The organism is Enterobacter sp. Ap-867 (genome assembly GCF_011752855.1).
Classification (GTDB): Bacteria; Pseudomonadota; Gammaproteobacteria; order Enterobacterales; family Enterobacteriaceae; genus Cedecea.
In genome coordinates this window covers 1-19,445 of sequence record NZ_VWWS01000013.1, presented here as the reverse complement: position 1 = coordinate 19,445, position 19,445 = coordinate 1, and the positions used below count along the sequence as shown (strand labels likewise).

Sequence of the window (19,445 nt, the reverse complement as noted above, 5' to 3'; positions counted from 1 at the left end):
GGTGCCCGGCTAATGCCGGGCATCACAGAGTGCTAACTCCGACGGGAGCAAATCCGTGAAAGACTTATTAAAGTTTCTGAAAGCGCAAACTAAAACCGAAGAGTTTGATGCGATCAAAATTGCTCTGGCATCGCCAGACATGATCCGTTCATGGTCTTTCGGTGAAGTTAAAAAGCCGGAAACCATCAACTACCGTACGTTCAAACCTGAGCGTGACGGTCTGTTCTGCGCCCGTATTTTTGGGCCAGTGAAAGACTACGAGTGCCTGTGCGGTAAGTACAAGCGCCTGAAGCACCGTGGTGTCATTTGTGAGAAGTGTGGCGTAGAAGTTACCCAGACTAAAGTTCGTCGTGAGCGTATGGGTCACATCGAACTGGCTTCTCCAACTGCCCACATTTGGTTCCTGAAGTCTCTGCCATCTCGTATCGGCCTGCTGCTGGATATGCCGCTGCGTGATATCGAGCGCGTGCTGTACTTTGAATCTTATGTTGTTATCGAAGGCGGGATGACCAACCTCGAGCGCCGTCAGATCCTGACTGAAGAGCAGTATCTGGATGCGCTGGAAGAGTTCGGCGACGAATTCGATGCGAAGATGGGTGCGGAAGCTATTCAGGCCCTGCTGAAGAGCATGGATCTGGAGCAAGAGTGTGAAACTCTGCGCGAAGAGCTGAACGAAACCAACTCCGAAACCAAACGTAAAAAGCTGACCAAGCGTATCAAGCTGCTGGAAGCGTTCGTTCAGTCTGGTAACAAACCAGAGTGGATGATCCTGACCGTTCTGCCGGTTCTGCCGCCAGATCTGCGTCCGCTGGTACCGCTGGATGGTGGTCGTTTCGCAACCTCAGATCTGAACGATCTGTACCGTCGCGTGATCAACCGTAACAACCGTCTGAAACGTCTGCTTGATCTGGCGGCTCCTGACATCATCGTACGTAACGAAAAACGTATGCTGCAGGAAGCGGTAGATGCCCTGCTGGATAACGGCCGTCGCGGTCGTGCCATCACCGGCTCTAACAAACGTCCTCTGAAATCTTTGGCCGACATGATCAAAGGTAAGCAGGGTCGTTTCCGTCAGAACCTGCTGGGTAAACGTGTTGACTACTCCGGTCGTTCTGTAATCACCGTAGGTCCATACCTGCGTCTGCATCAGTGCGGTCTGCCGAAGAAAATGGCACTGGAGCTGTTCAAACCGTTCATCTACGGCAAGCTGGAACTGCGTGGCCTCGCGACCACCATCAAAGCTGCTAAGAAAATGGTTGAGCGTGAAGAAGCTGTCGTTTGGGATATCCTGGACGAAGTTATCCGCGAACACCCGGTACTGCTGAACCGTGCACCAACTCTGCACCGTTTGGGTATCCAGGCATTTGAACCTGTTCTGATCGAAGGTAAAGCTATCCAGCTGCACCCGCTGGTTTGTGCGGCATATAACGCCGACTTCGATGGTGACCAGATGGCAGTACACGTTCCACTGACGCTTGAAGCTCAGCTGGAAGCGCGTGCGCTGATGATGTCTACCAACAACATCCTGTCTCCAGCGAACGGCGAGCCAATCATCGTTCCTTCTCAGGACGTTGTATTGGGTCTGTACTACATGACCCGTGACTGTGTTAACGCCAAAGGCGAAGGCATGGTGCTGACTGGCCCTAAAGAAGCTGAGCGTATTTATCGCGCTGGCCTGGCCTCTCTGCATGCGCGCGTTAAAGTGCGTATCACCGAATACGAAAAAGATGCTCAGGGCACATTCGTTGCGAAAACCAGCCTGATCGACACCACCATTGGTCGTGCGATTCTGTGGATGATCGTACCGAAAGGTCTGCCTTTCTCCATCGTCAACCAGGCGCTGGGTAAAAAGGCCATCTCTAAGATGCTGAACACCTGTTACCGTATTCTGGGCCTGAAACCGACCGTTATTTTTGCGGACCAGACGATGTACACCGGCTTTGCTTACGCAGCGCGTTCAGGTGCATCCGTTGGTATCGATGACATGGTCATCCCGGAGAAAAAATACGAGATCATCAGCGAAGCGGAAGCTGAAGTTGCTGAGATCCAGGAGCAGTTCCAGTCCGGTCTGGTTACCGCTGGCGAACGCTATAACAAAGTTATCGATATCTGGGCTGCGGCGAACGATCGTGTATCCAAAGCGATGATGGATAACCTGCAAACCGAAACCGTGATTAACCGTGACGGCGTCGAAGAACAGCAGGTTTCCTTCAACAGCATCTACATGATGGCCGACTCCGGTGCTCGTGGTTCTGCAGCACAGATTCGTCAGCTGGCCGGTATGCGTGGCCTGATGGCTAAGCCAGATGGCTCCATCATCGAAACGCCAATCACCGCGAACTTCCGTGAAGGTCTGAACGTACTCCAGTACTTCATCTCCACTCACGGTGCTCGTAAAGGTCTGGCGGATACCGCACTGAAAACGGCGAACTCCGGTTACCTGACTCGTCGTCTGGTAGACGTTGCCCAGGATCTGGTCGTTACTGAAGACGACTGTGGCACCCTGGAAGGCATCACCATGACGCCAGTTATCGAAGGTGGCGACGTTAAAGAGCCGCTGCGCGATCGCGTACTGGGTCGTGTGACTGCTGAAGATATTCTGAAGCCTGGCACTGCGGACATTCTGGTTCCACGCAACACGCTGCTGCACGAACAGTGGTGTGATCTGCTGGAAGCTAACTCCGTTGACAGCGTGAAAGTCCGTTCCGTAGTAGGTTGCGAAACTGACTTTGGCGTGTGTGCTCACTGCTACGGTCGCGACCTGGCACGTGGTCACATCATCAACAAAGGTGAAGCTATCGGGGTTATCGCGGCACAGTCCATCGGTGAACCTGGTACACAGCTGACGATGCGTACGTTCCACATCGGTGGTGCGGCATCCCGTTCTGCTGCTGAATCCAGCATTCAGGTTAAGAACAAAGGTAGCATCAAACTCAGCAACGCTAAGTCGGTTGTGAACTCCAGCGGTAAACTGGTTATCACTTCTCGTAACACCGAGCTGAAACTGATCGACGAATTCGGTCGTACCAAAGAGAGCTATAAAGTGCCTTACGGTGCTGTGATGGCGAAAGGTGATGGCGAGCAGGTTGCCGGCGGTGAAACCGTAGCAAACTGGGATCCACACACCATGCCGGTTATCTCGGAAGTGAGTGGTTTCATTCGCTTTACCGACATGATCGACGGCCAGACCATTACTCGTCAGACCGACGAGCTGACCGGTCTGTCCTCTCTGGTCGTTCTGGATTCTGCTGAGCGTACTGCGGGTGGTAAAGATCTGCGTCCTGCTCTGAAAATCGTTGATGCTAAAGGCAACGACGTTCTGATCCCTGGCACCGATATGCCGGCTCAGTACTTCCTGCCGGGTAAAGCGATTGTTCAGCTGGAAGATGGTATTCAGATCAGCTCCGGTGACGCCCTGGCGCGTATTCCACAGGAATCCAGCGGTACCAAGGATATTACCGGTGGTCTGCCACGCGTTGCTGACCTGTTCGAAGCCCGTCGTCCGAAAGAGCCGGCAATCCTGGCTGAAATCAGCGGCATCATTTCCTTCGGTAAAGAAACCAAAGGGAAACGTCGTCTGGTTATTACCCCGGTAGACGGTAGCGAGCCATACGAAGAGATGATTCCGAAATGGCGTCAGCTTAACGTGTTCGAAGGCGAGCGTGTTGAACGTGGTGATGTTGTTTCCGATGGTCCAGAGTCTCCGCACGACATCCTGCGTCTGCGTGGCGTGTACGCTGTAACTCGTTACATCACTAACGAAGTACAGGACGTTTACCGTCTGCAAGGCGTTAAGATTAACGATAAACACATCGAAGTTATCGTTCGTCAGATGCTGCGTAAAGCCACCATCGTTAACGCAGGCAGCTCCGACTTCCTGGAAGGCGAGCAGGCTGAATACTCCCGCATTAAGATCGCTAACCGCGAACTGGATGCGAACGGCAAGATCAACGTGACCTTTGCACGCGATCTGCTGGGTATCACCAAAGCCTCTCTGGCAACCGAGTCCTTCATCTCCGCGGCATCGTTCCAGGAGACCACTCGCGTGCTGACCGAAGCAGCCGTTGCGGGCAAACGCGACGAACTGCGCGGCCTGAAAGAGAACGTCATCGTGGGTCGTCTGATCCCGGCCGGTACCGGTTATGCGTACCACCAGGATCGTATGCGTCGCCGTGCAGCGGGTGAAATCCCTGCGGCACCTCAGGTGACTGCTGAAGATGCTTCTGCCAGCCTGGCAGAGCTGCTGAACGCAGGCCTGGGCGGTAACGACGAGTAATCGTGCGATACGCCTGAAATAAAAAACCCGCTTCGGCGGGTTTTTTTATGCCTGAAACTGACTAAATGCTCAATTGTTGACGATGTGCCCAGGAATAGACAAAAACAAATGCCCGCGATGCGGGCATTTTAGGGTCGGGCAAAGAGGGCTTATTTCACCAGCGGCAGGCGGCGGTAAAGCTCAATCATATCGGTAGCCAGATCCTGAATGACCATGGCATTCATCAGGTGGTCCTGAGAGTGAACGGTAATCAGGTTTACCGGCAGTTTGCCGGAGCCTTCATCCAGGCCAATCAGCTGGGTCTGGATTTTATGGGCGTGTTTCACGAATTCGTGTGACTCTTCCATTGCCTTCTCGGCACCCTCAAAGTCACCTTTACGTGCCAGCTGCAGAGCAGTCAGGGCCTGGCTACGTGCGCTGCCGGCGTTGACCAGCAGTTCCATAATAATTGATTCTAAATCTTCCACATCTTACTCCATCATTTTCAGGGCTTTATCAAGCACCACGTCGCCTTTCATCAAACCGTAATCCATCATGTCGATAACGGCGACTTTTTTACCCAGAGGATCGGCAAGGGCCTGAAGTTTGGCCTGCTCATATTTTACCTGCGGACCAAGCAGAACGATGTCGGCGCGTTCGATGTTCTCTTTAAACTCTGCCACGGGCACAGCCTTGATTGAGACCTCGATGCCTTTCTTTTGTGCGGCATCAACCATACGTTGAACCAGAATGCTGGTCGACATACCTGCAGCACAACACAACACGATATTTTTCATAGTTCGCTCTCAATGTCCGAAGGATACAGAGATATTTATCCGTCAGAGGGGGCGGCAACAACCGCTTTAACCCGATTGTGTGTCAGGTATCACAAAAGAAACCACAGAAAACTGAAACCGGTTACATTTTTGCTTTTTCTCGAAGAATCAAGACGGCAGTTGTGAAGGCGGAGCGGCGTGAGGAAGCGTTTGCTGCCGCTCCGGTCAGTCATCTGCGCTGACCGGAGGACAGTATTTGAACGGCAGAGAAGCGACAACGACCGATCGATGTTCTTTCGGCAAACACCGAAACTTATCCTTTCCATTGCCGTGTGTTACATCAGGATTGCGCGTTTCTTCCCAGAAAATGATCCCAGTCCTTCCAGACCGGCTGCAAACCTGAGTGACGGAGCGCGGCGGCAACTTCCTGCGGCGTTCGGCCATCGTGTGGGGCAAACTGCTCAAGTTCCGGGTGATTATCGGCATAGCCGCCGGGCTGTGTTTTCGAAAACGCGCTGACGTTGTTAATCGCCAATGGGATCACGTGGTCGCGGAACCACGGTGATTCTCGGGTAGAAAGCGACAATTCCACGTCCGGCGCAAGCAGGCGGAACGCACAGATCGTCTGCACCAACTGTTGCTCAGTCATGATTGATGCTGGTTCTACGCCGCCGGTGCACGGGCGCAGGCGCGGGAAGGAGACAGAATATCGGCTTTGCCAGTAGCGCTGCTGTAGCCAGAGCAGGTGTTCGGCCACCATAAAACAGTCGGTGCGCCAGCTGCCCGACAGCCCAATCAGCGCGCCAAGGCCGATTTTATCGATACCCGCGCGGCCCAGCCTGTCGGGTGTTTCCAGCCGCCAGAAGAAATCCTGCTTGTTACCTTTCAGGTGGTGCTGGGCGTAGGTCGCCGGGTGATAGGTTTCCTGGTACACCATCACGCCATCAAGCCCGAGGGTTTTGAGTTCGGCATACTCATGCTCGTCCAGCGGCTGGACTTCCATGTGCAGTGAACTAAAGCGGCTGCGGATAGCCGGCAGATGCTGGCGGAAATAATCCATGCCGACTTTGGTCTGGTGCTCGCCGGTCACCAGCAAAAGGTGTTCGAACCCCAGGGCACGGATAGCCGCGCATTCCCGCTCAATCTCCGCTTCATCCAGCGTTTTGCGCTTAAGCTTGTTGCTCATGGAAAAGCCGCAGTAAGTACAGTCGTTGGCGCACAGGTTAGAGAGATAGAGCGGCACGTAAAAACTGACCGTGTTGCCGAAGCGCTGACGCGTAAGCTGCTGCGCCCGCTGAGCAAGAGGCTCGAGGTAACGGCTGGCGGCAGGGGAGAGCAAAGCCATCAAGTCTTCTCGCGTCAGGCGGGCGGCGTTAATCGCGCGTTCGACATCTGCCGCCGTTTTACCGTTAATTTTGAGGGAGATATCGTCCCAGTCCAGCTGACGCCAGCGGTCGGTAAAGGTTTCTGCCATCAGGCATTCTCCTCGCTAAACTGAAGGAAACTGGTCAGCGGGCTGGAAGCCTGAGCCTGCTGGTGGCGAGATCCTAACCCGGCCTGTGCCGCAAGGCTTCCGGCTTCCACGGCCAGGCGAAACGCCTGTGCCATTTGTACCGGGTCACGGGCGACCGCTATGGCGGTATTGACCAGCACGGCAGAAGCCCCCATTTCCAACGCTTCGGCTGCATGGCTTGGGGCACCGATCCCCGCATCGACAACAACCGGCACGCGGGATTGCTCAATGATGATTTCCAGCAGCGCGCGGGTTTGCAGACCCTGATTTGAGCCGATGGGCGCGCCGAGCGGCATCACGGCCGCACAGCCAGCTTCCTCGAGGCGTTTGCAGAGCACGGGGTCGGCGCCGCAGTAAGGCAGCACCACAAATCCTTGTTTGACCAGCGTTTCGGCGGCCTTCAGCGTTTCAATCGGGTCAGGAAGTAAATAGCGGGCATCAGGATGAATTTCCAGCTTAACCCAGTTTGTTCCCAGCGCTTCGCGGGCAAGCTGGGCTGCAAAAATAGCTTCTTCTGCCGTTTTCGCCCCGGAAGTATTGGGCAGCAGATGCACGCCCGCCTGCTGGAGTGGCTGAAGAATGTCATCACTATGGCCACGTAAATCCACGCGTTTCATCGCCATGGTAACAAGCTGTGAGCCAGAAGCACGAATCGCGTCGATCATCATCTGGCTGGAGGAGAATTTTCCGGTGCCGGTGAACAGGCGGGAGGAAAAGGTTTTATCGGCAATCTGTAACATGTCAGCCCCCGGCAATTGCCTGAAACAGCAGAATGGTATCGCCCTCGCGCAGCAGATAATTGCTCCACTGTTCACGTGGGATGATAGTTTGATTAACGGCCAGTGCCGCGCCAACTTTGCCCTGATCAAGCTGGGCCAAAAGGGCTGCGAGCGTCAGGCCGGCCGTACATTCCAGATATTCATCGTTAAACTGAATGCGCATCGCGACCTCCGCAGACTGGGCAGGTGGCTGATTTTTGCATCGCCAGAGTGCGCCAGCTATGTTGCCGGGCGTCAAACAGGCGCAAAGCGCCAGCAGCAGGCGTCATGCCGGTAAGTAATTTAATGGCCTCCAGCGCCTGAAGAGTGCCCATCACGCCCACGACCGGGCCGATGACGCCGGAGGTGCGGCAGTTGCGTTCAGGTTCACTCTCGTCAGGCCAGACGCAGCGGTAGCAGCCATGCTCCCAGGGCGGTGTCAGGACCATCATCTGGCCGCCAAAACCGACGGCGCTTGCGGTGATAAGCGGCGTATTCCCGGCCACGCAGGCGGCGTTAACCGCCTGGCGGGTTGCCATATTGTCGCTACAGTCCAGCACCACGTCGGCTTCGTGCACGGCTTCTGTCAAAGAATCCCCCGTCAGCCTCTCTGTCAGCGAAACAATTTTTACGCCTGGGTTAAGGCGCTGCAAATGCTGGTGGGCCGCCGAAGATTTCGGGCGCTCAATATCTTCTGAGGTGAACAGGATCTGGCGCTGGAGATTGCTGATATGCACCCTGTCATCGTCCGCGACGATAAGCTTGCCTACGCCAGCGGCGGCGAGATACAGCGCGGCAGGTGAACCTAAGCCGCCCAGACCGACGACCAGCGCCGTGCTGGACAGCAGTTTTTCCTGCCCTTCAATCGCCACGTCTTCCAGCAGTAGCTGGCGGCTATAGCGCATAAAATCCGCGTCATTCATCGCCAGTTCCCGCCAGGTCGAGTAGCTTCGCCGTGGCGATGCGCCAGTCGGGAGCCTGTGTAATGGCGCTGACGACGGCGACGCTGCCCACGCCGGTGGCTAAGACGGCAGGTACGCGATCGATGCTTATTCCGCCGATGGCGACGGTGGAGTAATCACCCAGCGTCTGAATATGTTCTGCCAGCTTATTCAGCCCTTGAGGGGAAGAGGGCATCTGCTTGGTTTGGGTAGGGAAGACATGGCCCAGCGCGATGTAGGACGGGTTTGCACTTAAGGCGCGATCCATTTCCATGTTGTCGTGGGTTGAAAGCCCCAGACGCAGTCCGGCTTCGCTTATCGCCGCCAGGTTGGCGACATCCATATCTTCCTGGCCGAGGTGTACGCCGTAGGCACCGTGTTGGATGGCCAGTCGCCAGTAATCGTTAATGAACAGGCGAGCGTTGTAGCGTTCGCCCAGCGCAATGGCTGCGATGACGTCGGCTTCAACGTCTGCATCGCGTTTGTCTTTAATGCGGAGCTGGATGGTCTTGACGCCTGCCCCGAGGAGACGTTCGATCCATTCCACGCTGTCGACGACCGGATAAAGGCCCAGTCGGCGTGAGGTGGCAGGGAAAGTGAGTCTGGACATTATGCTTCCTCTTGTCTGAGATAAATTTCGCCGCCCCGGGCGCGAAAGTGCTGGGACATATCTTCCATGCCAGCATCTCTCGCCTGTTTTGCGGCGTAATCGCGCACTTCCTGGGTGATTTTCATGGAGCAAAACTTAGGGCCGCACATGGAACAGAAATGCGCGACTTTGCCGGATTCCTGCGGCAACGTTTCATCGTGGTAAGCGCGAGCGGTGAAGGGGTCGAGCGCCAGGTTGAATTGGTCTTCCCAGCGGAATTCAAAGCGTGCTTTGGACATCGCGTTGTCGCGTATTTGTGCGCCGGGATGCCCTTTGGCCAGGTCCGCGGCGTGAGCGGCAATTTTGTAGGTAATTAGTCCCTGCTTAACATCCTCTTTGTTCGGCAGGCCGAGGTGCTCCTTCGGGGTGACGTAGCAAAGCATCGCGCAGCCAAACCAGCCGATCATGGCGGCGCCAATGCCGGAGGTGAAGTGGTCATAGCCTGGTGCGATGTCGGTTGTGAGCGGGCCAAGGGTATAGAAAGGCGCTTCGTGACAATGCTCCAGTTCTTCGGTCATGTTGCGGCGAATCATCTGCATCGGCACATGCCCCGGGCCTTCAATCATCACCTGAACGTCGTACTCCCAGGCAATTTTGGTCAGCTCGCCCAGCGTATGCAGTTCGGCAAACTGCGCTTCGTCGTTGGCATCCTGAATGGAACCCGGGCGTAAGCCATCGCCCAGAGAAAGGGAAACGTCATAGGCGGCGCAAATTTCGCAGATTTCACGGAAGTGCTGATACAGGAAGTTTTCCTGATGATGGGACAGGCACCACTTCGCCATAATCGATCCACCGCGCGACACGATCCCGGTCAGGCGCTGCGCGGTCATCGGGACGTAGCGAAGCAGCACGCCCGCATGAATGGTGAAGTAATCCACGCCTTGCTCTGCCTGCTCCAGCAGCGTATCGCGGAACATCTCCCAGCTCAGGTCTTCGGCGATACCGTTGGCCTTCTCCAGCGCCTGGTAGATGGGCACCGTGCCGATGGGCACCGGGCTGTTGCGCAGGATCCATTCCCGCGTTTCATGAATGTAGCGGCCGGTGGAGAGGTCCATCACCGTGTCTGCCCCCCAGCGAGTGGCCCACACCAGCTTCTCCACCTCCTCTTCAATAGAAGACGTGACTGCCGAGTTGCCGATATTGGCATTGACCTTCACCAGGAAATTGCGGCCGATAATCATCGGCTCTGATTCCGGGTGGTTGATATTGGCGGGAATAATCGCTCGCCCGAAGGCGACTTCATCGCGGACGAACTCCGGCGTGATGTTTTCCGGCAGGCGGGCCCCAAACCCTTCGCCGGGATGCTGGTGGCGCAGGACGGCATCACGAATACGCTCGCGCCCCATATTTTCGCGAATGGCGATGAATTCCATCTCCGGGGTGACAAGGCCTTTGCGGGCGTAATGCAACTGGGTGACGCATTGCCCGGCTATTGCCCGGCGAGGTTTGGACTGAGTTTCAAAGCGCAACTCGTCCAGGCCGTCGTCGGCAAGACGCGCTTTTGTGTAAGCGGAGCTGCGGTCACCCAGCGTTTCGCTGTCGCCGCGGTCGTCGATCCAGGCGCTGCGTAGGGGATTTAGCCCGTTTAACACGTTTATGGCGATGTCGGGATCGCCATAGGGGCCGGAGGTATCGTAGACGGGAACCGCCTCGTTCGGCTGATATTGCGGGGCATCTTTGCTCCCGCCGGTGAGCGTTGGGCTGAGTTGGATTTCGCGCATCGGGATGCGGATATCTTCACGTGACCCGATCAGATAGATGCGTCGGGAGTTGGGGAAGGCGGTGCCTTCAAGCGTGTTGATGAAGTGTTGGGCGGCGGCGCGCTGTTCGCGGCGGCCAGGTTTTTTTTCAGATGTAGACATAGCTCATTCCAGGTTTAGTCAGGATATGGCTTGTCAGGACAACGGAAGGAGTAATGGATATGGGCCGCCCGAGAACGGGTGTACCCAAAGACAGAATTACTCTTGTTCCCTTCGCAGGTTCTAACCTGATCAGGTTCCGCGGATCCCGAATTAACGGTCTCAGCCGGTGCATAACGCACTCGGCACTCCGACAAGAATGATCCCACCTTGCGGTGGGAAAGTTGTAAATTACTCGTTAATAGCTAACAACTCAAGCTGGACTTGCCAGCCCGGCAGGATCGCTGGCGCTGCCGTCGAGGTTGTTATCAATAGCCAGGAGGACTAGTTTATCTTCAAGGGTGAAGCGGGACTCCAGGCACTCGCCAATCTCCGACAGCGCCTGCTGAAACTCGACCCAGCTGTCGCGGTCAATGGCATTTTCCAGATGGGAATCGTAGAGATCCATGATTTGCTGGGTGTTAGCTTCCAGTTGAGGGTAGAGCTGGGCTGCGCTTAGCAGCGGGCTGCTGCCTTCCAGGTTGCTGATGATTCGTTCGTAGATACTGAAATGACCGGAAGAGAGGTAATCCACCAGGCCGTGGCAAAAATTGTCTAACGCTTTTTCGTCGAGCGCGGTGTGCGATTCCTTGTTAGGCTTGATCCCGACCATGTTGTAATAGGCGACCAACAGGTGCTTACGGGCCTGCAGCCAATGGTCAACTAACTCATTACTACCACCAACGCGCTCAGTCAGATTGGCTAACTGGTTCAGCATGATTGAGACTCCGTGAGTTAAAAGATTGAACGCAAACTAACCCAAAAAAGTAAAAACTAATTGTTTATATCAGTGAACACGGGGATGTGCACCAGGTTATGGAACGTGTTATTCAAAACTTAGATCATGGTTGGTGGATAGTCAGCCATGAGCAAAAAATATGGTTGCCGCAGGGTGACTTACCTCACGGCAGCGCGGAAGAATTTCAACTCGTAGGCAGCCGCGCCCTGGATATCGGTGAGTGGGAAGGTGAGCCCGTCTGGCTGATTCGCGAAAATCGCCGCTCGGACATGGGCTCGCTGCGCCAGCTCCTGGATCGCGATGTGGGCCTGTTCCAGCTGGCCGGGCGCGGCGTCCAACTGGCAGAGTTTTATCGCTCGCATAAGTATTGCGGTTACTGCGGCCATGAAATGCACTTCAGCAAAAGCGAATGGGCAATGCTCTGCGGGCACTGCCGGGAACGCTATTACCCGCAAATTGCCCCCTGCATTATTGTCGCTATTCGTAAGGACGATCATATCCTGCTGGCTCAGCACACGCGCCACCGCAACGGCGTCTACACCGTGCTGGCCGGGTTTGTCGAAGTGGGCGAAACGCTGGAGCAGGCGGTGGCTCGCGAAGTTATGGAAGAGAGCAGTATTCAGGTGAAAAACCTGCGCTACGTGACTTCCCAGCCCTGGCCGTTCCCGCAGTCGCTGATGACCGCATTTATGGCGGATTATCACAGCGGTGAAATCAAGATTGACCCGAAGGAGCTGCTGGATGCGGGCTGGTATCGCTATGACCAACTGCCGCTGTTACCGCCGCCGGGCACCGTGGCACGCCGCTTAATTGAAGATACCGTCGCCCTGTGTCGCGCGGACTATGAATGATAGACTGCGGCGATACAGCTAAAGGAAAGGTAAACATGACTGAACTGAAGAACGATCGTTACCTGCGCGCCCTGCAGCGCTTGCCGGTAGATGTCACCCCTGTGTGGATGATGCGCCAGGCAGGGCGTTATCTACCGGAATATAAGGCGACGCGCGCTCAGGCGGGTGACTTTATGTCGCTATGCAAAAACGCCGAGCTGGCCTGCGAAGTCACTTTGCAACCATTGCGCCGTTACGCGCTGGATGCGGCGATCCTCTTTTCGGACATTCTGACCATCCCGGATGCGATGGGGCTTGGGCTGTACTTTGAAGCCGGGGAAGGCCCGCGCTTTAGCTCCCCGATTCAAAGCCTGGCCGACGTTCAAAAGCTGCCGATTCCCGATCCGGAAGGCGAGCTGGCATACGTGATGAACGCGGTGCGCACCATTCGCCGTGAACTGAAGGGCGAAGTACCGCTGATTGGCTTCTCCGGCAGCCCGTGGACGCTGGCCACTTATATGGTGGAAGGCGGCAGCAGCAAAGCCTTCACCGTGATTAAGAAAATGATGTTTGCCGACCCGAAAGCGCTGCACCTGCTGCTGGATAAGCTGGCGCAGAGCGTGACGCTCTACCTGAATGCGCAAATTCGTGCGGGCGCGCAGTCGGTAATGATCTTTGACACCTGGGGTGGCGTGCTGAGCGGGCGCGATTACAAAGAATTCTCGCTCTACTACATGCACAAAATTGTCGATGGCCTGCTGCGTGAAAACGATGGCCGCCGTGTACCGGTGACGCTGTTCACCAAAGGCGGCGGGCAGTGGCTTGAAGCGATGGCGGAAACCGGCTGCGACGCACTGGGCCTCGACTGGACAACGGACATTGCAGATGCACGTCGTCGCGTAGGCCATAAAGTCGCGCTGCAGGGCAACATGGACCCTTCCATGCTGTACGCTCAGCCGGCACGTATCGAAGAAGAAGTTGCCACCATTCTGGCTGGTTTCGGGCAGGGGGAAGGACACGTCTTTAACCTTGGGCACGGCATTCACCAGGACGTTCCACCAGAGCATGCAGGCGTCTTTGTGGAAGCCGTGCATCGCCTGTCCGCGCAATACCACCAGGCTTAAGGTAGCAAGAGATGGATCTCACCATACTGCGAGAGCAACAGCTGAATCTGGCCTCAAAGGTGATCCGCGAAGATCGCCTTGAGCAGGATCCGCCGCGGTTGATCGCCGGGGCCGATGTGGGGTTTGAACAAGGCGGAGACGTCACCCGCGCGGCCATCGTTTTGTTGAGCTACCCGTCTCTTGAGTTGGTTGAATATCAGGTGGCAAGAATTACCACCACCATGCCTTATATCCCCGGCTTTTTATCCTTCCGCGAATATCCCGCGCTGCTTGAGGCGTGGGGTATGCTTTCGCAGAAGCCCGATTTGGTGTTTGTGGACGGACACGGCATCTCGCATCCCCGTCGTTTAGGGGTTGCCAGCCATTTTGGGCTGCTGGTGGATGTGCCGACGATTGGCGTGGCGAAAAAGCGGCTGTGCGGGAAGTTTGAACCGCTGGGGGACGAGCCCGACGCTCGTGCGCCGTTGATGGACAAAGGCGAGCAGCTGGCCTGGGTCTGGCGCAGTAAAAAACGCTGTAATCCTTTGTTTATTTCTACCGGGCACCGCATAAGCCTCGACGGCGCATTAAAGTGGGTGGAGCGCTGCATGGCCGGTTACCGTTTGCCGGAGCCAACCCGTTGGGCCGATGCCGTTGCCTCCGGGCGCCCGGCTTTTAAGCGCCTGCAAGCAATCGGCAGGTGATTCAGGTAAACTGCCGCTAATTTTCCGTCTTTGAGACATCGTCATGTTACAGAACCCTATTCATTTACGCCTGGAGAAGCTGGAAAGCTGGCAGCACGTCACTTTTATGGCTTCTTTGTGCGAGCGTATGTACCCGAACTACGCCATGTTTTGCCAGCAAACTGGCTTTGGCGATCCTCAGCTTTATCGCAAGATCCTGGACCTGGTTTGGGAAACCCAAACGGTGAAAGACGCCAAAGTGAACTTTGATAGTCAGTTAGAGAAACTTGAAGAGGCAATTCCTGCGGCTGACGACTATGATATTTACGGTGTCTATCCGGCGATTGACGCGTGCGTGGCGTTGAGTGAGCTTATTCACTCGCGTCTCTCGGGTGAAACGCTGGAGCACGCAATCGAAGTCAGTAAATGTTCAATCACTTCGGTGGCGATGCTGGAAATGACTCAGGCCGGTCGTGAAATGACCGACGAGGAGTTGAGAGCAAACCCGGCGGTAGAAGAAGAATGGGACATTCAGTGGGAGATTTTCCGGCTGCTGGCGGACTGCGAAGAACGCGATATTGAGCTCATTAAAGGGCTTCGTGCTGACCTCCGTGAGGCCGGCATCAGTAATATCGGTATAAATTTGCAGCAGTAAGACAGTAAAACGTGACATACAGTCTGATTTGTCCTCCCTGGAGGCTTCCAATTAACCCCCCGTCTGGTCTACATTTGTGGGGCGAATAAAAGTGGCTATCGGTGCGTGTATGCAGGAGAGTGCTTTTTAGGCATTTCCGTCGCACTCGATGCTTAGCAAGCGATAAACACATTGTAAGGATAACTTATGAACAAGACTCAACTGATTGATGTAATTGCTGACAAGGCTGACCTGTCTAAAGCACAGGCTAAAGCTGCTCTGGAATCCACTCTGGCTGCAATTACTGAGTCTCTGAAAGAAGGTGATGCTGTACAACTGGTTGGTTTCGGTACCTTCAAAGTGAACCACCGTGCTGAGCGCACTGGCCGCAACCCGCAGACCGGTAAAGAAATCAAAATTGCTGCTGCTAACGTGCCGGCATTTGTTTCTGGTAAAGCACTGAAAGACGCGGTTAAGTAAGTTAACGCGTGTCAGTGAACAGTTTTAACAGAGGGGCGTTTACGCCCCTTTTGTCCGTCTGGCGTCCGCTGCTGGCGCTGGCGGGTGTTCTGGTGCTCACGGCATGCAGCAGTAACAAACTCCCTCCTTTTACCGCTACCGGCTATGTTGCCGACCAGGGCGTGGTGCGCATCTGGCGAAAAGACAACGCCGATGAATCTACCCATATCCTTACCGCGTTTAGCCCGTGGCAGCACGGCGCCACCACCACCGGGGAATACCGCTGGCAGGGCGACAAACTGACCTTTATCGAACTCAATATTCAGGGTAAGCAGCCGGAGCATGTCAAAGTCCGCTTTGACGACCACGGCGAGCTGAGCTTTATGCAGCGGGAAGTGAATAGCCAGAAGCAGCAGCTTTCTAACGATCAGGTGGCTTTGTACCAGTTCAACGCCAATCGTATTCGTGAGACTAGCGAAGCGCTGCGCATCGGCCACGTTGTGCTGCGCCAGGGGCGCTGGCACCAGAACGGCACGGTAACGACCTGCGAAGGCGAAACGTTATCGCCAAAGCTTGATAGCGCCTCCCTGAGCCATATAGCGCGCCGTCAGAGCAACTCTTCCCTTGACGTCAGCGTTGCCTGGCTGGAAGCCCCGGAAGGTTCACAGCTGCTGCTGGTGGCGAACCAGAACTTCTGCAGTTGGCAGCCTAAGCCTGGCGATTTCTAGGTATAAAAAAACCGCCACGCGGGCGGTTTAGTGTGTACTGTCGGGATTACTTCGCGTTTTCACGCGCAATGGCGCGATAACCGATATCCGAGCGGCTGAAACTGCCTTCCCAATGAATCTCTTTTTTCAGCTCCAGCGCGCGCTGTTGCGCTTTGGCTACCGTTTCGCCCAACGCAGTCACGCATAACACGCGCCCGCCGTTGGTGAGCACTCGGTCATCTTCGCTGAGCTTAGTCCCGGCGTGGAACACCTTGCCATCGGCCACTTCTTCCAGTGGCAGACCATGGATAACGTCGCCGTTACGATAGTCGGCCGGATAACCGCCCGCCGCCAGCACGATCCCTAGAGCCGGACGTTCGTCCCACTTAGAATCTTTCTCATCCAGCTTGCCATCACAGGCAGCGAGGCACAGCTCGACCAGATCTGACTGCATACGCAGCATGATGGGCTGAGTTTCTGGATCGCCGAAGCGGCAATTGAACTCAATCACCTTCGGATTACCCTGCTTGTCGATCATCAATCCGGCATACAGGAAGCCCGTGTAGGTATTCCCTTCGGCAGCCATACCGCGCACGGTTGGCCAAATCACGCGTTCCATGGTGCGCTGATGCACTTCGTCAGTCACAACCGGAGCGGGAGAGTAAGCACCCATGCCGCCGGTGTTTGGGCCAGTATCGCCGTCGCCAACGCGTTTATGATCCTGGCTGGTGGCCATCGGCAGAACATGCTCGCCATCTACCATCACAATAAAGCTGGCTTCTTCGCCATCGAGGAACTCTTCAATAACAATACGGTGACCTGCATCGCCAAACGCGTTCCCCGCCAGCATGTCATTGACGGCAGCTTCCGCTTCTTCCAGCGTCATCGCCACAATAACGCCTTTCCCTGCGGCCAGGCCGTCGGCCTTGATCACGATCGGCGCGCCTTTCTCGCGCAGGTAAGCCAGCGCAGGCTCAACTTCGGTAAAGTTCTGGTATTCCGCCGTCGGGATATTGTGGCGAGCCAGGAAGTCTTTGGTAAAAGCCTTCGAGCCTTCCAGCTGTGCAGCCCCTTCGGTAGGCCCGAAGATTTTCAGGCCAGCGGCGCGGAAGGCATCCACCACGCCAATCACCAGCGGCGCTTCCGGACCGACGATGGTTAAGGCGATGTTTTCGTTCTGCGCAAAGCTAAGCAAAGCTGGAATATCTGTCGCGCTGATAGCAACGTTCTGCAGCGCTGGCTCCAGCGCGGTACCGGCGTTACCTGGTGCAACAAATACAGTACGTACTAAAGGGGACTGAGCCGCTTTCCAGGCCAGCGCGTGCTCGCGCCCGCCGTTACCAATAACTAAAACTTTCATCTATAAACGCTCCGGTAATTAATGGCGGAAGTGGCGCATATCGGTGAAGATCATTGCGATCCCATGCTCGTCGGCGGCGGCAATGACTTCATCATCACGAATGGAACCGCCCGGCTGGATCACACAGCTCACGCCAGCTTCGGCGGCGGCATCAATCCCATCGCGGAATGGGAAGAAAGCATCAGAAGCCATGGCAGAACCTTTTACTTCCAGGCCTTCATCGCTGGCTTTGATACCGGCAATTTTTGCGGAATAGACGCGGCTCATCTGGCCTGCGCCTATGCCGATGGTCATATTGTCACGGGCATAAACGATGGCGTTGGATTTAACGAACTTCGCCACTTTCCAGCAGAACAGCGCGTCATGCAGTTCTTGCTCGGTCGGCTGACGTTTAGTGACTACGCGCAGATCGCCTGCTGTCACCATACCCAAATCACGATCCTGAACCAGTAGGCCGCCATTGACGCGTTTGAAATCGAGGCCAGCCGTGCGTTTCTGCCACTGGCCGCAAACCAGGACGCGAACGTTCTGTTTGGCCGCGGTGATCTTCAGCGCTTCTTCGCTGGCGGAAGGGGCGATAATGACCTCGACGAACTGGCGAGAAATAATGGTCTGTGCGGTTTCTGCATCCAGCTCACGGTTGAAAGCGATGATGCCGCCGAAGGCAGAGGTTGGATCGGTTTTATAAGCCAGATTGTAGGCTTCGAGTACGGAACCGCTGACGGCCACGCCGCAAGGGTTGGCGTGTTTAACGATAACGCAGGCTGGTTCGTCGAACTCTTTCACGCATTCCAGCGCCGCATCGGTATCCGCGATGTTGTTATAGGAGAGTGCTTTGCCCTGAACCTGGGCCGCGGTTGCCACGGATGCTTCTTTGATTTCTTCTTCTATATAGAAGGCGGCCTGCTGGTGGCTGTTTTCGCCATAACGCATATCCTGCTTCTTAATGAAGTTCAGGTTCAGCGTGCGTGGGAATCGCCCGGCAGGATCTTTGCTTTCGCCGTGATAGGCCGGGACCAGGCTACCGAAGTAGTTAGCGATCATACTGTCGTAGGCCGCAGTGTGTTCGAAAGCTTTGATCGCCAGATCGAAACGGGTTTCCAGCGTCAGGGATCCTTCGTTGGCGTCCAGTTCGGCAACGATCGCCTGGTAGTCGCTGCTCTTTACTACGATCGCCACATCTTTATGGTTCTTGGCTGCGGAGCGAACCATGGTTGGCCCGCCAATGTCGATGTTCTCAACGGCATCTTCTAAAGAGCAGCCTTCGCGGGCAACGGTCTGGGCAAATGGATAAAGGTTAACGACGACCATATCAATAGGAGAGATGGCGTGCTCCGCCATGATGGCATCGTCCTGGCCGCGACGGCCCAGAATGCCGCCGTGAACTTTCGGGTGTAGCGTTTTGACGCGTCCGTCCATCATCTCCGGGAAACCGGTGTAGTCGGAGACTTCGGTTACCGGCAGGTTTGCTTCTGCCAGCAGGCGGGCGGTTCCGCCGGTGGACAGCAGCTCCACTCCACGTTGGGAGAGGGCCTGAGCGAATTCGACGATACCGGCTTTGTCAGAAACACTGAGCAGTGCGCGGCGTACAGGACGACGTTGTGACATGGTTTTATCCCTTGGCTTTGGTTCGCATATAGAAGAGCGTTAGCTGAATTTTAGTCTTCACCTTAGTTCTGGCGGCGCAGAAAAGGGAAATTGAGGAAAAGAAGAGACGAAAACTCAGCTAACGCCCCCATCGGGGGTGTCCATTTTATCGCGGTGCATTGTAGCGAAAACGTTTGCGTCGCGCTCGCGAATTTTAAGTTCAAATCCGGATTGTGGATAAGTCTGTGTGCAAAAGGGTATAAGGCTGGGTTTTGCTGTGGAATGCAGCAGTCAGTCATTTTTCTGTCATTTTAGTGTTGCAGCGCCGGGAGAACTCCCTATAATGCGCCTCCATCGACACGGAACATGTGAACAACATCACAGAGTAACGGCGGCGATGAGAGTGAAAAATCCTGAAATTAAGGATTGACTCTGAAAGAGGAAAGCGTATTATACGCCACCTCGAGTTAGCAAGCGAAAGCGACTGACTCACTGCTCTTTAACAATTTATCAGACAATCTGTGTGGGCACTCGCAGGATTGATATCTCAGCA

General features: G+C 55.4%; 18 protein-coding genes and 1 riboswitch. Of the genes, 7 read left to right on the top strand and 11 right to left on the bottom strand.

Translation table 11 applies throughout. The features are described from left to right. Window positions 1-55: 55 nt before the first annotated feature. A complete protein-coding gene (gene rpoC, locus F3J26_RS22010) occupies window positions 56-4,276 on the top strand; it encodes a DNA-directed RNA polymerase subunit beta' (RefSeq protein WP_039299359.1) in 4,221 nt (1,406 codons plus the stop codon). 149 nt (window positions 4,277-4,425) lie between these two features. Here rpoC and F3J26_RS22005 read toward each other — a convergent pair whose 3' ends face one another. The 9 genes from F3J26_RS22005 to F3J26_RS21965 all read right to left on the bottom strand — a co-directional run bounded on the left by F3J26_RS22005 (window position 4,426) and on the right by F3J26_RS21965 (window position 11,508). Further along, on the bottom strand, window positions 4,426-4,743 hold the full coding sequence (locus F3J26_RS22005; protein WP_008460153.1) for a PTS lactose/cellobiose transporter subunit IIA: 318 nt from the start codon (window positions 4,741-4,743) through the stop codon (window positions 4,426-4,428). A 3-nt stretch (window positions 4,744-4,746) separates the two neighbouring features. Beyond that, complete coding sequence (locus F3J26_RS22000) at window positions 4,747-5,052, bottom strand: PTS sugar transporter subunit IIB (protein ID WP_008460154.1); 306 nt, start codon at window positions 5,050-5,052, stop codon at window positions 4,747-4,749. A 319-nt stretch (window positions 5,053-5,371) separates the two neighbouring features. Beyond that, on the bottom strand, window positions 5,372-6,505 hold the full coding sequence (thiH, locus tag F3J26_RS21995) for a 2-iminoacetate synthase ThiH (RefSeq protein ID WP_166995983.1): 1,134 nt from the start codon (window positions 6,503-6,505) through the stop codon (window positions 5,372-5,374). Beyond that, window positions 6,505-7,284: a thiazole synthase gene (gene thiG / locus F3J26_RS21990; RefSeq protein ID WP_205246604.1), complete on the bottom strand. Its 780-nt coding sequence runs from the start codon at window positions 7,282-7,284 to the stop codon at window positions 6,505-6,507. Before thiG ends, thiH begins: the two co-directional genes overlap by 1 nt. Before the next feature lies 1 nt (window position 7,285). Next, on the bottom strand, window positions 7,286-7,486 hold the full coding sequence (gene thiS / locus F3J26_RS21985) for a sulfur carrier protein ThiS (RefSeq protein ID WP_166879763.1): 201 nt from the start codon (window positions 7,484-7,486) through the stop codon (window positions 7,286-7,288). Beyond that, on the bottom strand, window positions 7,470-8,225 hold the full coding sequence (locus F3J26_RS21980) for a HesA/MoeB/ThiF family protein (protein ID WP_166995979.1): 756 nt from the start codon (window positions 8,223-8,225) through the stop codon (window positions 7,470-7,472). Before F3J26_RS21980 ends, thiS begins: the two co-directional genes overlap by 17 nt. Continuing rightward, window positions 8,218-8,853: a thiamine phosphate synthase gene (thiE, locus tag F3J26_RS21975; RefSeq protein ID WP_008460159.1), complete on the bottom strand. Its 636-nt coding sequence runs from the start codon at window positions 8,851-8,853 to the stop codon at window positions 8,218-8,220. Before thiE ends, F3J26_RS21980 begins: the two co-directional genes overlap by 8 nt. Further along, complete coding sequence (thiC, locus tag F3J26_RS21970; protein WP_166995977.1) at window positions 8,853-10,754, bottom strand: phosphomethylpyrimidine synthase ThiC; 1,902 nt, start codon at window positions 10,752-10,754, stop codon at window positions 8,853-8,855. Before thiC ends, thiE begins: the two co-directional genes overlap by 1 nt. 89 nt (window positions 10,755-10,843) lie before the next feature. Further along, window positions 10,844-10,954: riboswitch (TPP riboswitch) on the bottom strand. Between the two features lie 50 nt (window positions 10,955-11,004). Continuing rightward, a complete protein-coding gene (locus F3J26_RS21965) occupies window positions 11,005-11,508 on the bottom strand; it encodes an Rsd/AlgQ family anti-sigma factor (protein WP_008460161.1) in 504 nt (167 codons plus the stop codon). A 98-nt stretch (window positions 11,509-11,606) separates the two neighbouring features. Here F3J26_RS21965 and nudC point away from each other — a divergent pair, with 98 nt between their 5' ends. From nudC to F3J26_RS21935, 6 genes are all read left to right on the top strand, one after another. Further along, window positions 11,607-12,380, top strand: coding sequence for an NAD(+) diphosphatase (gene nudC, locus F3J26_RS21960; RefSeq protein WP_008460162.1), 774 nt, complete (start codon window positions 11,607-11,609; stop codon window positions 12,378-12,380). A 35-nt stretch (window positions 12,381-12,415) separates the two neighbouring features. Further along, window positions 12,416-13,483, top strand: a complete 1,068-nt coding sequence (gene hemE, locus F3J26_RS21955; RefSeq protein WP_008460163.1) for a uroporphyrinogen decarboxylase — start codon at window positions 12,416-12,418, stop codon at window positions 13,481-13,483. An 11-nt stretch (window positions 13,484-13,494) separates the two neighbouring features. Continuing rightward, window positions 13,495-14,166, top strand: coding sequence for a deoxyribonuclease V (nfi, locus tag F3J26_RS21950; protein ID WP_166995975.1), 672 nt, complete (start codon window positions 13,495-13,497; stop codon window positions 14,164-14,166). Window positions 14,167-14,209: 43 nt separating this feature from the next. Further along, on the top strand, window positions 14,210-14,800 hold the full coding sequence (locus F3J26_RS21945) for a YjaG family protein (RefSeq protein WP_008460165.1): 591 nt from the start codon (window positions 14,210-14,212) through the stop codon (window positions 14,798-14,800). Window positions 14,801-14,986: 186 nt separating this feature from the next. Further along, entirely contained in the window at window positions 14,987-15,259 is a 273-nt protein-coding gene (gene hupA, locus F3J26_RS21940) for a nucleoid-associated protein HU-alpha (protein WP_002884342.1), read from the top strand. Between the two features lie 14 nt (window positions 15,260-15,273). After that, window positions 15,274-15,966 carry a DUF1481 domain-containing protein gene (locus tag F3J26_RS21935; RefSeq protein ID WP_166995973.1) on the top strand — a complete coding sequence of 231 codons (693 nt, stop codon included), beginning with the start codon at window positions 15,274-15,276 and terminating at the stop codon, window positions 15,964-15,966. Window positions 15,967-16,012: 46 nt separating this feature from the next. On the opposite strand, the gene purD is transcribed toward F3J26_RS21935, so the two are convergent. Together purD and purH are read right to left on the bottom strand one after the other, a co-directional pair. Continuing rightward, window positions 16,013-17,305 carry a phosphoribosylamine--glycine ligase gene (purD, locus tag F3J26_RS21930; protein ID WP_166995971.1) on the bottom strand — a complete coding sequence of 431 codons (1,293 nt, stop codon included), beginning with the start codon at window positions 17,303-17,305 and terminating at the stop codon, window positions 16,013-16,015. An 18-nt stretch (window positions 17,306-17,323) separates the two neighbouring features. Then, complete coding sequence (purH, locus tag F3J26_RS21925; RefSeq protein WP_166995969.1) at window positions 17,324-18,913, bottom strand: bifunctional phosphoribosylaminoimidazolecarboxamide formyltransferase/IMP cyclohydrolase; 1,590 nt, start codon at window positions 18,911-18,913, stop codon at window positions 17,324-17,326. Between the last annotated feature and the right edge of the window lie 532 nt (window positions 18,914-19,445).